11 protein-coding genes, 2 tRNA genes and 1 pseudogene are annotated in these 13,374 nt (G+C 44.1%); 13 read left to right on the forward strand and 1 reads right to left on the reverse strand.

What is annotated here, in order from left to right:
* The first annotated feature begins 222 nt into the window (after positions 1 to 222).
* The 12 genes and pseudogenes from parE (at position 223) to IBX48_RS04775 (ending at position 12,182) form a co-directional block, all read left to right on the forward strand.
* A complete protein-coding gene (gene parE, locus IBX48_RS04720; RefSeq protein WP_296831300.1) occupies positions 223 to 2,109 on the forward strand; it encodes a DNA topoisomerase IV subunit B in 1,887 nt (628 codons plus the stop codon).
* Positions 2,109 to 3,830, forward strand: a complete 1,722-nt coding sequence (locus IBX48_RS04725) for a tetratricopeptide repeat protein (protein WP_296831301.1) — start codon at positions 2,109 to 2,111, stop codon at positions 3,828 to 3,830. The genes parE and IBX48_RS04725 overlap by 1 nt, the downstream gene beginning before the upstream one ends.
* Positions 3,831 to 4,037: 207 nt before the next feature.
* Positions 4,038 to 4,112, forward strand: a tRNA-Gln gene (locus tag IBX48_RS04730).
* A gap of 51 nt (positions 4,113 to 4,163) precedes the next feature.
* Positions 4,164 to 5,123 carry a ribose-phosphate pyrophosphokinase gene (locus tag IBX48_RS04735; RefSeq protein WP_296831303.1) on the forward strand — a complete coding sequence of 320 codons (960 nt, stop codon included), beginning with the start codon at positions 4,164 to 4,166 and terminating at the stop codon, positions 5,121 to 5,123.
* A 187-nt stretch (positions 5,124 to 5,310) separates the two neighbouring features.
* The gene (locus IBX48_RS04740) at positions 5,311 to 5,898 is read left to right on the forward strand and encodes a 50S ribosomal protein L25/general stress protein Ctc (RefSeq protein ID WP_296831305.1); all 588 of its coding nucleotides are present in this window, start codon (positions 5,311 to 5,313) and stop codon (positions 5,896 to 5,898) included.
* A 42-nt stretch (positions 5,899 to 5,940) separates the two neighbouring features.
* Positions 5,941 to 6,519 carry an aminoacyl-tRNA hydrolase gene (gene pth / locus IBX48_RS04745; RefSeq protein WP_296831307.1) on the forward strand — a complete coding sequence of 193 codons (579 nt, stop codon included), beginning with the start codon at positions 5,941 to 5,943 and terminating at the stop codon, positions 6,517 to 6,519.
* Positions 6,520 to 6,539: 20 nt separating this feature from the next.
* Positions 6,540 to 7,631 carry a redox-regulated ATPase YchF gene (gene ychF, locus IBX48_RS04750; RefSeq protein ID WP_296831309.1) on the forward strand — a complete coding sequence of 364 codons (1,092 nt, stop codon included), beginning with the start codon at positions 6,540 to 6,542 and terminating at the stop codon, positions 7,629 to 7,631.
* 97 nt (positions 7,632 to 7,728) lie between these two features.
* Positions 7,729 to 7,805 (forward strand) — tRNA-Met (locus IBX48_RS04755).
* Between the two features lie 671 nt (positions 7,806 to 8,476).
* Positions 8,477 to 9,349, forward strand: coding sequence for an Abi family protein (locus IBX48_RS04760; RefSeq protein ID WP_296831311.1), 873 nt, complete (start codon positions 8,477 to 8,479; stop codon positions 9,347 to 9,349).
* Positions 9,350 to 9,618: 269 nt separating this feature from the next.
* Positions 9,619 to 10,041, forward strand: a pseudogene (locus tag IBX48_RS04765) (site-specific integrase); the annotation flags it as partial.
* Positions 10,042 to 10,105: 64 nt separating this feature from the next.
* Entirely contained in the window at positions 10,106 to 10,903 is a 798-nt protein-coding gene (locus IBX48_RS04770; protein ID WP_296831313.1) for a type IV toxin-antitoxin system AbiEi family antitoxin, read from the forward strand.
* Between the two features lie 88 nt (positions 10,904 to 10,991).
* The gene (locus IBX48_RS04775) at positions 10,992 to 12,182 is read left to right on the forward strand and encodes an AAA family ATPase (RefSeq protein ID WP_296831315.1); all 1,191 of its coding nucleotides are present in this window, start codon (positions 10,992 to 10,994) and stop codon (positions 12,180 to 12,182) included.
* A 274-nt stretch (positions 12,183 to 12,456) separates the two neighbouring features.
* On the opposite strand, the gene IBX48_RS04780 is transcribed toward IBX48_RS04775, so the two are convergent.
* Complete coding sequence (locus IBX48_RS04780) at positions 12,457 to 12,936, reverse strand: host attachment protein (RefSeq protein ID WP_296831317.1); 480 nt, start codon at positions 12,934 to 12,936, stop codon at positions 12,457 to 12,459.
* A 140-nt stretch (positions 12,937 to 13,076) separates the two neighbouring features.
* Here IBX48_RS04780 and IBX48_RS04785 point away from each other — a divergent pair, with 140 nt between their 5' ends.
* Positions 13,077 to 13,373 (forward strand): DUF1840 domain-containing protein, encoded by a 297-nt coding sequence (locus tag IBX48_RS04785; RefSeq protein ID WP_296831319.1) that lies wholly within the window; start codon positions 13,077 to 13,079, stop codon positions 13,371 to 13,373.
* Position 13,374: the final 1 nt, after the last annotated feature.

A 13,374-nucleotide genomic window follows, 5' to 3' on the forward strand; every position in this document is an offset into this window, starting at 1 on the left:
CGAAGAAGTGACCTTTAAGCCCCGCCCGCAGGGGCTTAGCCAAGTTTCTCAGCTCGGCGTTGTGAACCTTTGCAAGGTCTAGACATTCCTTCAGGTTCACGCCTTGATCTGAAAAACTTGGCGTTGCCAGAATGAATCAGGGGTTAATCGAGGTGCCCGTTTGTAAAAAAACGCATAAATGGATCACCAGGCCTGGTGGTTGGTTGAGTTAAAGGAGAGTTTGTGAGTCAAGCGTACAATTCGGCAGAAATTGAAGTTTTAACAGGACTGGACCCTGTCCGTAAACGCCCTGGTATGTACACCGATACCACTCGCCCCAATCATTTAGCCCAAGAAGTTATCGATAACAGCGTCGATGAAGCCTTAGCTGGCCATGCTTCCGAAATTAATATTACACACTATGCCGATGGCTCGGTGAGCGTCGAAGATAATGGCCGCGGCATGCCGGTCGATATTCACCCAGAAGAAGGGGTGTCGGGTGTCGAAGTTATATTAACGCGTTTGCACTCCGGTGGTAAATTCTCCAATAAAGCCTATCAATTTTCCGGTGGTTTACACGGTGTGGGGGTGTCGGTTGTAAATGCGTTATCCAAACGTGTTGAAGTCGAAATTAAACGCAATGGTGAGCAATATGCGATTGCGTTCGAACACGGTGTGTTGGTTGAACCGTTAAAAGTAACTGGCAAAGTTGCCAAAAAAACCAGTGGTACACGATTGCGTTTTTGGCCGGACGCTTCGTTTTTTGATACACCTAAATATGCATTAAGTCGCCTTAAACACTTATTAAGAGCCAAAGCCGTTTTATGTCCCGGTTTAACGGTTAATTTTTTAGATGAAGTCAGTGGAGAGCAAACCAGTTGGCATTATGAAGACGGTTTAAGAGATTATTTAAATCAATCTTTAGAAGGCTTGGAGCGTTTGCCACTAGAAGGTTTTGTGGGCACTCAGTCCTCGGATAACGAAGCCGCATCTTGGGCGATTGCCTGGTTAGAAGAACCGCATGAAGCGCTCAACGAAAGTTATGTAAACCTTATCCCTACACCGCAAGGTGGTACACACGTAAACGGGCTGCGCCAAGGCATCACCGATGCGGTACGCGAGTTTTGTGAGTTTCGCAATTTGATCCCTCGTGGGGTCAAATTGTCGCCGGATGACGTGTGGCAGAATGTCGCGTTTGTGTTGTCGGCTAAACTTCGCGACCCGCAATTTGCGGGGCAAACAAAAGAACGGTTGTCTTCACGTGAATGCGTGCCGTTTATTTCGGGCGTGGTGAAGGATGCCTTGAGTTTGTGGCTAAACCAGCATACCGGAATTGCCGAAAAAATTGCCGAATTGGCGATTAATAATGCGCAAACCCGTAATAAAAAAGCCCGCCAAGTCTTGCGTAAAAAAATCACTTCTGGTCCCGCCTTGCCGGGCAAATTAGCCGATTGTACCGAAACCGATTTGAGTTTAACCGAGTTGTTTTTGGTGGAGGGGGATTCGGCCGGAGGCTCCGCAAAACAAGCGCGTAACAAACGTTTTCAAGCCATTATGCCGTTAAGAGGCAAAATTCTAAACACTTGGGAAATCGACTCCAATCAAATCTTAGCCTCGCAAGAAGTGCATGATATTAGCGTAGCTATTGGGGTGGATCCAGCTTCCGAAGATTTATCGAGTTTACGTTACGGAAAAATTTGTATTTTGGCCGATGCCGACTCGGATGGCGCGCACATTGCTACTTTAATTTGTGCCTTGTTTGTACGCCACTTCCCAACTCTGGTTGAGAACGGCCATGTGTATGTGGCGATGCCGCCTTTGTATCGTATTGATGTCGGTAAAAACGTATTTTACGCGCTGGACGAGGCTGAACGCCAAGGTGTATTGGATCGTATTCAAGCCGAAAAACTAGCAGGCAAAGTCCAAGTCACACGCTTTAAAGGTTTGGGTGAAATGAACCCGATTCAATTAAGAGAAACCACTATGTCGCCAGAAACACGTCGTCTTGTGCAATTAACTCTAGAAGCCGAACATGCTTATCCGATGATGGACATGATGTTGGCTAAAAAGCGCGCGCCTGATCGCAAAGCTTGGCTAGAGAAAAACGGCGATTTGGCTGAGGTGATCTAGTGAAATTAATCGGGCGTGTTTTTTTAGGGGTTTGTGTATTAAGTTTAATGGGTTGCGGACAGTTACAGACCAAGTCGACGCCAGTCAGTCAGGCTGATTCTGCAAATTCAACTGTCAATAAGACACCGAAAACCAAGCTTGATCCCGCCACCATGTTTGAAATTATGATGGGGGAAATGCTTGCGCAGAAGGGTGATCTTATTAGTGCTTATAACTTAATTTATGCCTCTGCCAAAAATACGCGTGATCCTGCTTTAGCTGAGCGTGCGTTTCAATTGGCGATGAGTGCGTTCTATGCAGAGGGTATTGATAAAAGCGCACGTCTTTGGCGTGAAATGAACCCGCAAGACCCGACACCTTGGCGTGTGGGTTACATTATGGCGTTACGCCAAGGTGAGTTAAATGACGCGTTAGAGTTTTGGCATGCCTATCGTAAGCGTTCCGATCTAAGTTTAGAAGATGATCTAAGAAATTCTGCCGCTCAAGTTGTGCAGTCGACACCGCCCGAAACTGGCGTGGCTTTTTTTAAAGCCCTCTACCAACTTTACCCTAACGAGTGGGCGGCGGGTTATTCCTATGGTTATGCCGCCGATCAATATGGCCGGGTAGACTTAGCCGTGGAGGTGCTTGAGGAAGTCGTTGATCAACACCAAGCCCCCGCAGAAGTTTATTATGCGTTGGCCAACTTATATGTCGAAAATGATTTATTTAAACGTGGCTTAACTAAATTGGCAAGTTACGTTAAGTCCCATCCTAAAGACTGGATGATGCAGGAACGTTATGCACGTTTAGAAGCCAAGGCCTCACTTTATAATCAAGCCAAACAACGTTATGCACGCATTGTCGAAGCGAATCCAAATGCCTATACCTCAAAATTATCCTTGGCTTTGCTAGAGCTAGAGCAAGGCGATTTAGCGGTGGCAAAACAACAGTTAGAAACGCTGTTAAAAATTGAAGGTTATCAGGATGTTAGTCATTACTATCTGGGTGTGGTAGCGAAAAATCAGGGTGACTATGTACAGGCACGTTCTCATTTGGAACGCGTTGTCCATCCAAATTACCAGTTGGATGCTAACCTACTGATTTCACAAATTCTATTTGAAACTCGAAGCCTGGATGCGGCTTTGCAGTATCTGGATCAGTTGCAACCATCCGATGATCAGGAACAGGTCAAAATACTCCGTGCGCGTGGTATCTTTTATGGGCAATCGGGCGAATGGGCGAGTGCGGCCGATCAATATCGGTTGGCTTTAGAATTGTCGATTGAGCGACTCACATTGAGTTATTCGTTGGCAATGGCGTTATACGAACTGGGTGCCTACGATGAGTACGAGCAGATTATAAAAGAGGTGTTAAAAGACCATCCTGATGAGCCAGATGCGTTGAATGCACTTGGGTTTTATTATGTGGAGCAAAATCGACAACTGGACGAAGCCGCACGCTTATTAAATCGCGCCCTAGAGCTCGCACCCAATAGCTATCATATTATCGACAGCTTGGCTTGGTTGGCTTATAAAGAGCAACGTTATACCGAAGCCGAAAAATATATTGAGCAGGCCTGGTCACTCAATCAAAATGATGAAGTGTTAATACACATGATCAAAATTAAGTGGGCGTTAAAAAAATATAATCAAGCACAAACCCTATGGGAAAAACACCATAAGCAATTCCCGGATAATCCGATTTTGCCCGACTTGATGAAACAGTTAAAAACTAAGTAATTGATTTTTAAAGCTTGTCGTAGAGCTAGGCTCATTGTATAGTTAAGCTTAATTCAGACGAGCGGATTACCCCATTCGATTAAGTTGCATACTAAGGTGATGATTTATGAATAAGCCACGTATAAAAATTCAAAAAAACGTCAACTTTTACTTGATCTTTTCGCCAATCAATGGATAATACGCACCTGTCTTACGACAGAGATCTTTTGGGCCGTAGCCAAGCGGTAAGGCAGCGGGTTTTGATCCCGTCATGCGAAGGTTCGAATCCTTCCGGCCCAGCCATCTCACCCTTATTCCCCAAATTCAGTTTATCCTCGACAGGAGCCGCCATTAATGGCTAACAAAAGTGTCATGATATTTGCGGGAAATGCAAATGTCACTCTTGCAGAGAACATCTCCCTCTATTTAGATCAACCACTTGGTAAAGCAAATGTAGGCCGTTTTAGTGATGGCGAAATCATGGTCGAGATTACTGAATCTGTCCGTGGTCGAGACGTTTATGTCCTACAACCGACTTGCACACCTGAACCCGCCGTCAACTTGATGGAAATGCTGGTAATGATTGATGCGCTTAAGCGAGCCTCCGCTAAACGTATTACGGCCGTTGTGCCTTATTACGGGTTTGCTCGTCAAGATCGTCGCCCACATTCGGCTCGAGTGCCGATTACGGCTCGCCTAGCCGCCGATATGATTACCTTAGCCGGTGCTGATCGCGTGATTACGGTGGACTTGCACTCGGATCAGATTCAAGGGTTCTTTGATATTCCAGTTGATAACATCTACGCCTCGCCTGTGTTGGTTGAAGATATGCTGAAAGAGTTAGATGTCAGCAATGCAACTGTTGTGTCACCGGATGTTGGTGGTGTGGTGCGTGCACGTGCTGTGGCGAAAGCCTTAAATGCTGATTTGGCGATTATTGACAAACGTCGTCCAAAAGCCAATGTGTCACAAGTTATGCATGTTATCGGTGAAGTAAAAGGCCGTGATTGTATCGTGGTAGATGACATGGTGGATACGGCGGGCACGTTATGCAAAGCCGCAGCGGCCTTAATGGAAAATGGTGCCAAGAGTGTGACCGCGTATGCAACGCATGCGGTACTGTCGGGTCCGGCGGTTGAAAATATTCGTAAGTCGATGCTTAAAGAATTGGTCGTGACCGATACAATTCCACAATCCGCCGAAGCTATGGCTTGTGATAAAATTCGCCAGGTATCAATTGCCTCAATGTTAGGTGAAACGATTCGTCGCGTAAATAATGAAGAATCGGTGACCGCGTTAATGCCTGAAATCTAAATCGGTGGTTAATTAAATGGTTCGAAAGCCGAGTAAGCACCAGGCCTGGCACTTACTCGGCTTTTTTGTTTGTTAATTTAGATTGGAAAATAGCTGTGAAATCAGTATAATGCACGCTTTCCTTTATCTGGTCGCGGGTAAAGGCTTATTGAATTGGGTTTTAAACCCTGTTAACGGAGTAATCACTATGAGTGAAGTATGGACAGCAGAAGTTCGCTCGACTGAGGGGAAAGGTGCGAGCCGCCGCCTTCGTCATGCGGGCAAAGTACCGGCTATTATTTACGGTTCAGATAAAGAGGCCGTGTCGGTCACCTTTCAAGGTAACTTTGTAAAAAAAGCCCTAGTCGATATTGATATTTACAACACTGTATTTACGGTTGATGTAAAAGGCGGTAGCAAAGAAAAAGTCATCATTAAAGATATGCAAAGACACCCGGCTCGTGCTGATGTTATGCACTTGGACTTGCAGCGTGTAACCGATAAGACGCTTGTTACTAAGCGCATTCCTATCAAGTTTACTGGCGCGGCAAAAGCACCGGGCGTTAAGCTAGGTGGTTTGATGACTTTCTTCCAGAAAACGGTTGAAATTCGTTGTACCGCTAAAGACCTTCCAAAAGCCATCGAAATTGATGTGTCTACCATGGAAGCCGGCGCTAACCTTCGTTTGTCTGACCTTAAATTGCCAAAAGGCGTTGAAGTTATGGCCTTGTTGCACGGCAATACAGACTATGACCAAGCCGTTGTCGGTATCGGTAAAGTTAGAACTAAAGCTTAATATTTAGGTTTTTACAAACCTAACCTTCAGGAACCAGCGTTTATGTCCTCTGTTCAACTCATTGTCGGTCTGGGAAATCCAGGCGAGCAATATGACCAGACCCGACATAACGCTGGTTTTTGGTTTGTGGAGGAAATAGCCCGTCAACAAAATTCGGTGTTTCGTCCAGAAACCAAATTTCTAGGTCAAGTAGCTAAGATTGATTTGAATGGCCACCAGGCCTGGTTGCTTAAACCTATGACTTTTATGAATCGTTCGGGTCAGTCTATTCAAGCCCTAGCCAACTTTTATCGTCTGTCGCCAGAGCAAGTGTTGGTCGCGCATGATGAGCTCGACTTGCCAGTCGGGGTTGCAAAGCTCAAAACCGGCGGTGGTCATGGTGGTCACAATGGACTGCGTGACACGATTGCCGCATTAGGTAGTCCCGGTTTTCAGCGTTTGCGGTTAGGCATTGACCACCCAGGAGATCGCCATCAAGTGGTCAATTATGTATTGAAATCCCCGTCTAAGATCGAACGTCAAAAAATAGATGACGCCATTTATGACGCCACGCGCGTGCTAGCCGATATTTTAGCGGGTGATTTTGCCAAAGCGATGAATCAACTTCATACGCGCAGTTAACTAATTTTAAGGAGTGTTCGATGGGAATTAAATGCGGAATTGTGGGTTTACCAAACGTGGGCAAATCCACTTTATTTAATGCCTTAACCAACGCCGGTATTGATGCGGCTAACTACCCATTTTGTACTATCGAACCGAATGTTGGCATCGTACCCGTGCCGGACGCGCGTCAAGATAAATTGGCTGAAATTGTCAAACCCGAACGTGTTTTATCGGCCACGATGGAGTTTGTGGATATTGCAGGCCTGGTAGAAGGCGCTTCAAAAGGTGAAGGCTTAGGCAATAAATTCCTCGCAACTATCCGTGAAACCGACGCGATTACCCAAGTCGTGCGTTGTTTTGAAAATGATGACATCGTGCATGTTGCGGGCAAAGTTGACCCATTATCGGATATTGATATTATCAATACCGAATTGGTGTTAGCCGATATGGAATCGATTGATAAAGCCATTCAGAAAGTCCAGCGTATTGCCAAAAGCGGCAATAAAGAAGCCGCCGCGCGTTTAGCCGTACTAGAAAAAGTTTCCGCCGAAATTGCCGAAGGAAAATTGGTTCGTAATGTCGATTTAACTAAAGACGAGCAAGCTGAACTTTACGACCTGCACTTGTTAACCATCAAGCCCATGATGTATATCGCCAACGTTAACGAAGATGGATTCGAAAATAACCCATTTTTGGACGCGGTTTGCAAGATAGCGGAAGAGCAGGGTGCGGTAGTCGTGCCAGTTTGTGCTGCGATTGAATCCGAAATTGCCGAGTTGGATGACGAAGACAAAATGGATTTCTTACAGGGTATGGGCTTAGAAGAGCCTGGTCTTAACCGCGTAATCCGTGCTGGCTACAGTCTATTAGGCCTACAGACCTACTTTACCGCCGGTGTGAAAGAAGTACGCGCCTGGACAGTCAAAGTCGGCGCTACCGCCCCTCAGGCGGCAGGAGTGATTCATACCGATTTCGAGAAAGGCTTTATCCGTGCCGAAGTCACCGCCTATGAAGACTTTGTTAAATACAACGGCGAGCAAGGTGCAAAAGAAGCCGGTAAGTTACGCCTAGAAGGCAAAGAATATATCGTGCAAGATGGCGACGTCATGCATTTCCGTTTTAACGTATAACATCTGCAACCACCAGGCCTGGTGGTGGCAAAAGCCATCAGCCCTGCATAAAAGTTTTGACAAAATCCAAAACTTCCTTATAATACGCGCATCTTTTGGCTACATAGCTCAGTTGGTTAGAGCACATCACTCATAATGATGGGGTCCCAGGTTCGAATCCCGGTGTAGCCACCAAACATTAAAATCAACCCGCTTCATGCGGGTTTTTTGTGCCTAAAATCAACGGTTTAGCGCCACTCCTATCTAATTCCCTGTTTCATGGTGTTGCACTTATTACCACTAAATTGCAAAATGGAGTGGGGTGAAAAGTGGGGTAAATTGATTTTTACCCCCTGCTGGAATAATTTCTACCCCACTTTTAGTGTTCTAAGCCAATAAATCAGGGCACCCAAGACAATGAATCTGACGGATACAGCAATTAGAAAAGCAAAAGCGATGGGTAAGACTCAAAAAATGCCAGATGGTAAAGGTTTGACAGTCCAGTTCATTTATAAATGACAGGGTCATTGTAGATAAAAAAACCGCCTTTAATTGGTGGTTTTTTATTGAAGCCATTGAAATGCTTGTTTAGGTCAAACTTTTGACTTGGTTTACTTATTATCGCTCTACAGTCTGGATTCATACATGAAGTGCAAAACTTTAAGTGAACATTCAACGTTTCCGTTTTTTGGTGCTTGACGAAATTGATATGCAGAAACCCTTTAAAACAGGTTGACTAATATCTATATCGTCACTAGAATTATAGTCAACATACCCGCCACACTTCCTGCCTTCGGTCAGGGATCTGTTAAGTCAGAAGTGCAAAAGGCGGGTTTTTTGTATCCAGCATTTATCGAAAAGAGATCATGACCCCTCGTACTACCTTTATCAAGCCTGCGCTAACACCTGAGAAACTGCTCGAAAAATATATTCAGCAGGGATTGGTTGTTGCTGAGGCGGAATATGAGCTAGCTTTACGATACTTTCGATTTGTAGGTCCTTATCGTCTCAAAGGCTATCTTCACCATAGAATTGATTCACAAACAAAACAGCTAACTGACGAGTTAAGCTTCGACACACTGCGCCAATATTATGAGTTTGATCGTGAGTTAAGGTTGTTAGTGATTGGTGCGATTGACCGTATTGAGGTTGCTGTAAGAACGAGTATGTCGAATGTTTTAAGCTTAAAGCATGGTGCGCACTGGTTTTTGAATCCCTCAATTTTTAATGAGACACGAGAATGGTCACATGAAAAGTTGGTTAAAACACTAACGCAAGATACGTCTAAGGCTCACAATCGTCAATTTGTAAGTCATTATTTCAAGCACTATGAATCTCCTGATCTCCCCCCTAGCTGGGCGATAAGTGAAATCGTGTCATTTGGTTTTTGGTCAAAAACCTATTCAGTGTTAAATCAGTCAAATGATCGCAAGGCTATTGCAATGAAGTTTAAAATTGACCAGCCAGAAGTGTTTCGTTCTTGGCTGCATGCCTTAACCGTGTTAAGAAATCATGCCGCACACCATAGCCAAATTCTTTACGCACCAATTCGAGTAAAACCGAGCCATTACAAGCGAAAAGATATTCATTTCACCGCACCTGAAAGCTTTGAAAGCTTGTCAATTATTTTAGAGTATTTTTTGAGCCAAATTGCACTGGGCGAAAGTTGGGACATTCAACTTTCTCAGCTTTTTGTTCGCTACCCAGCCGTTTCAAATCAGGACTTAATGAAGTATTGATTTGGGTTATGTCGGGGTCTCATGTTCGGGTCTCAAACTGGGATTCAAACATGAGGTACAAAATGGTTAGTGAATGTGCACAGTTGCGCTTCTATTTTTTACGTGATTTAATACGTGCTTGAAGAAATTGATATGCAGAAACCCTTTAAAATAGGGGGTTTAGAGATAAAGTTAGGAAGCCGGTGTAGCCACCATATCTTTAAAAAAAGCCCGTCTTATACGGGCTTTTTTATTGCTAAAATTCAACGACTTACGTTGCAGGGCTAAAGTGGTCACAAGTCGATTTTGAACAACGAATGATTACGATTGAAGCCGAAGAGATGAAAAAAAGGCGAGAGTTCCTGATTCCACTCAGTGATCAAGCGATTGGTATTTTGGAAGAGCTTCAACCGCTCACGGCTCACAGTTCCTTTGTATTCCATTCACCGTATGGCACGGGCAAACCAATTTCACGCGATAGTTTGAGTAATGCGCTAACAAGAAACGGTGTTACCGAGATCAGTCCACATGGCATGAGACATACAGCAAGCACCTTGTTGCATGAAAAAGAATTTAACAGCGATGCAATTGAGCTGCAATTGAGTCATGTGATTTCAGGGGTGAGGGGTGTTTATAACAAGGCGCAATACATCGAGCAGCGCAAGCAAATGATGCAGTCTTGGTCGGATTTTGTATATGCATTGGCAGGCTGACTTTTTTGAAAGGTGCTTGAATATAGTTTAATATTCTATAAAAACGTAAACTATTGGTTGTCAAATGTCTTCAAAATTAAATGATCTTTTAAAGATAGTTACGCCGGGCGCTTTTGTGCTTCAGTCTTGGCTGACTGAACAAGGCATAAGTAGGCAACTTGCAAACAAGTATGTTGAAAGTGGTTGGTTGAATCGAGTGAGTTCTGGCGTCTATGTAAGACCTGGTAAGCTTGCTAGTTGGTTTGATGCGCTAGCCGCTGTATCGCAACAAACGGACGTTTCAATCAGCTTGGCGGGGCTCTCCAGCTTAACCTATCAAGGTCGTGCTCACTACCTTACATTTAACGAGAAAGAAGTTTGGTTATCGACTGAATCAAAGGCAAAGCTTCCTTTGTGGTTAAAGCATTTTTCTCAACTCGAATCTCCAGACTTAGACCCAAAGCAACCAGCGTTAAGCTTTGTGCAATATAACGCATTCGATAATGTTTCCGATGCTGATTTTATAGATGTTGATGTTAACGGGGTTAAAGTAAAAGCAAGTCGCCCAGAATTGGCTGGATTTGAATTACTTGAGCTGGTGCCTAATCAAATATCATTCGAGCATGCCGCACATTTGTTTGAAGGCTTAGTCAATTTGAGTCCTCGAAAAGTGCAGTCAATCCTAGAGCGAAGTCACGCAGTCAAAACAAACCGACTCTATCTATTTCTTGCTCATTATTATAATCATGACTGGTTAAAGCGAGTTGACGAGAGCAGGGTGCGTTTAGGGGTGGGTAAACGCCAGATTGTTAAAGGCGGCAAGTTAGATAAAGCCTATGAAATCACAGTCCCATCAATATTTTCAGTAGGTTTAATTCATTAATTTAATAATAGAGTATAAATTTATACCTAAATTGAATACAATTAACAAAATTTGTTAACTAATGTATATTTTGTTAAAGGTGAGTTTTATGGATCCACGTTACAATCCCTTTGCGCCAGGCGCAGGAACACCACCACCGGAATTAGCAGGTCGTGACGATATTATTGAGCGCGCTACGATTTCATTGCATCGTATTGCAGCAGGTCGTGCAGCACGAAGCGTGGTGTTGTATGGTCTGCGTGGAGTCGGTAAAACAGTATTACTGCATAAACTCACTGATCTAGCTGAGGCAGAGGGTTATCTGTCTGTGGTGATTGAAGCGCCAGAAGATCGATCTTTGCCGGCAATGTTGGGTCCGGCATTACGTACGGCTTTAATTAAGATGAGTAAGCTCAATCAAGCCAAGGCTGTGATGGTAGCGTCTCTTAGTCAAGCGAAGAGTGCATTGGCCGGTTTTATTAAAGCAGCGAAAGTTCGCTTTGATGATGTTGAAGTCAACATCGACTTTGATTTTGAAGAAGGTTTGGCAGATAGTGGTGACTTTGAAAGCGACCTAACCGACTTGATTGTGACTGTTGGAGAATCCGCCAAACATCATAAAAAGCCGATTGTGTTGGTTATTGATGAATTGCAATATGTTCCAGAGGAACAATTATCTGCCTTGATCACAGCGTTGCACCGTGCGAGTCAAAAGCAATTGCCGATTACCTTGGTTGGAGCGGGTCTGCCTCAGTTGCTTGGTCAAATGGGTAAAGCCAAATCCTACGCAGAACGCCTGTTTGAGTTCGTATCCATTGATGCACTTGATAACGAATCCGCAAAGCAAGCCATTCAAATTCCGCTGGAGCATGAATCTACCCAAATTACGGATGACGCGATTGACGAAATTATTGCTCAAACAAAAGGCTATCCCTATTTTATTCAGGAGTGGGGGAAACATGTTTGGGATTTAGCCGAGTCTTCACCTATCCAAAAAAAGGATGCATTAAATGCAACGGATGTGGCGTTATCAGAATTGGATGACAGTTTTTTTAGAGTTCGGTTTGATCGTTTAACTCCTGCTGAAAAACGCTATATGCGCGCGATGGCCGAACTTGGCGAAGGGCTACATCGTTCCAGTGATATTTCTGAGCTACTGGGGAAAGGCGCATCAACCGTAGCACCCATTCGAGCAAGGCTGATTCTCAAAGGGATGATCTATAGCCCATCTCATGGTGATACGGCTTTTACTGTGCCCTTGTTTGATGGGTTTATGAAGCGGATTATGCCGGAGTTTTAGTAGTAGCTGACTTTTAAGCTCTGTTGACATTATTGTTTAGAATGGGCACCTCGATTAACCCCCGCCCGAAGGGGCTTAGCCAAGTTCGCCAGTTCTGCGTTGTGAACGTTTGCAAGGTCTAGACATTCCTTCACGTTCTCGCCTTGATCTGACAAACTTGGCGTTGCCAGAATTCATTGGGGGTTAATCGAGGTGCCCGAATGTATAAACGCTTCCTTGCGATGTTAACGTCAATTCATTTTTCAATAATTCAATTGCTTAAAATTTAAAGGTGTTATTCAAAATGAGAAAGCAGTTTTGCTTTGTCGGTTTTGATTAGGTCAAGTGGTAAGGACTTTTTTAAGTTGGTTTGTGTTTGGGCTGGCAATAAAGCGACTAACTGTTGATGGGTTTGCTTGGGAAAAGCTAAATACCAGCTTTCAGGCGACTCAGTATTAATCAGCTCTTTGATATCATCGCCAATTTTATTAAGGCCGCGTTTCGCCATTTCGGTTTCTAGGTTGTGATTTTCGCCACTCGCGTTATTGAAGTTACCGGCTTGGTCACTGACTAAATCGCTGGTTTTCTGGCGAGCTTCGTTGTAGTCAAATTCTTTAATCAGTTGCATTTGAGTGTTGATTTTTGGTGTGCCTTGGTGTCGGGTATGGCTTATTTGGCTTGTTTCTTGGCGATCCATGGCCGGTGTTTGAATAACACGGTAAGCGGTAAGATGGCTTAAATTGCCAATAACTAAAATGGCTTGATTGAACTTCATGGTGACCTCCAGATTGGAATTCGAATGAAAACTTCAATATTAATCATAACCCTATCTAGAATTTAATCAACCAGACGAATAAGGCTATTTGATGAATGCCAGTTATGGCATACTGAATATAAGATTAATAGGAGCGCAAAATGATTCATTTTCAAACTAAAAATCACGCAGACGTCAGCATGTTTGATCATGTCGCATTAAAATTAATTGGTTTAATGGGGCACAGTGGTAGTGTGCCGGGTGCATTAACCGAAGACGAAATTGAGCCGGCTTTAAAAAAGTTAAGTGATGCCGTGACCAACCCATCCGCGCAATCGGGTGAGGATTGGGATGATGATTCAGTGAGTTTAGCGCATCGCGCACAACCGTTATTAGACTTATTAAATGCGGCAAAAAACGGACATAATCATGTCATCTGGGAAAAGACATTACGTTAAT

Origin of the sequence: Thiomicrospira sp. (assembly GCF_014859555.1) — a bacterium.
GTDB lineage: Bacteria > Pseudomonadota > Gammaproteobacteria > Thiomicrospirales > Thiomicrospiraceae > Thiomicrospira.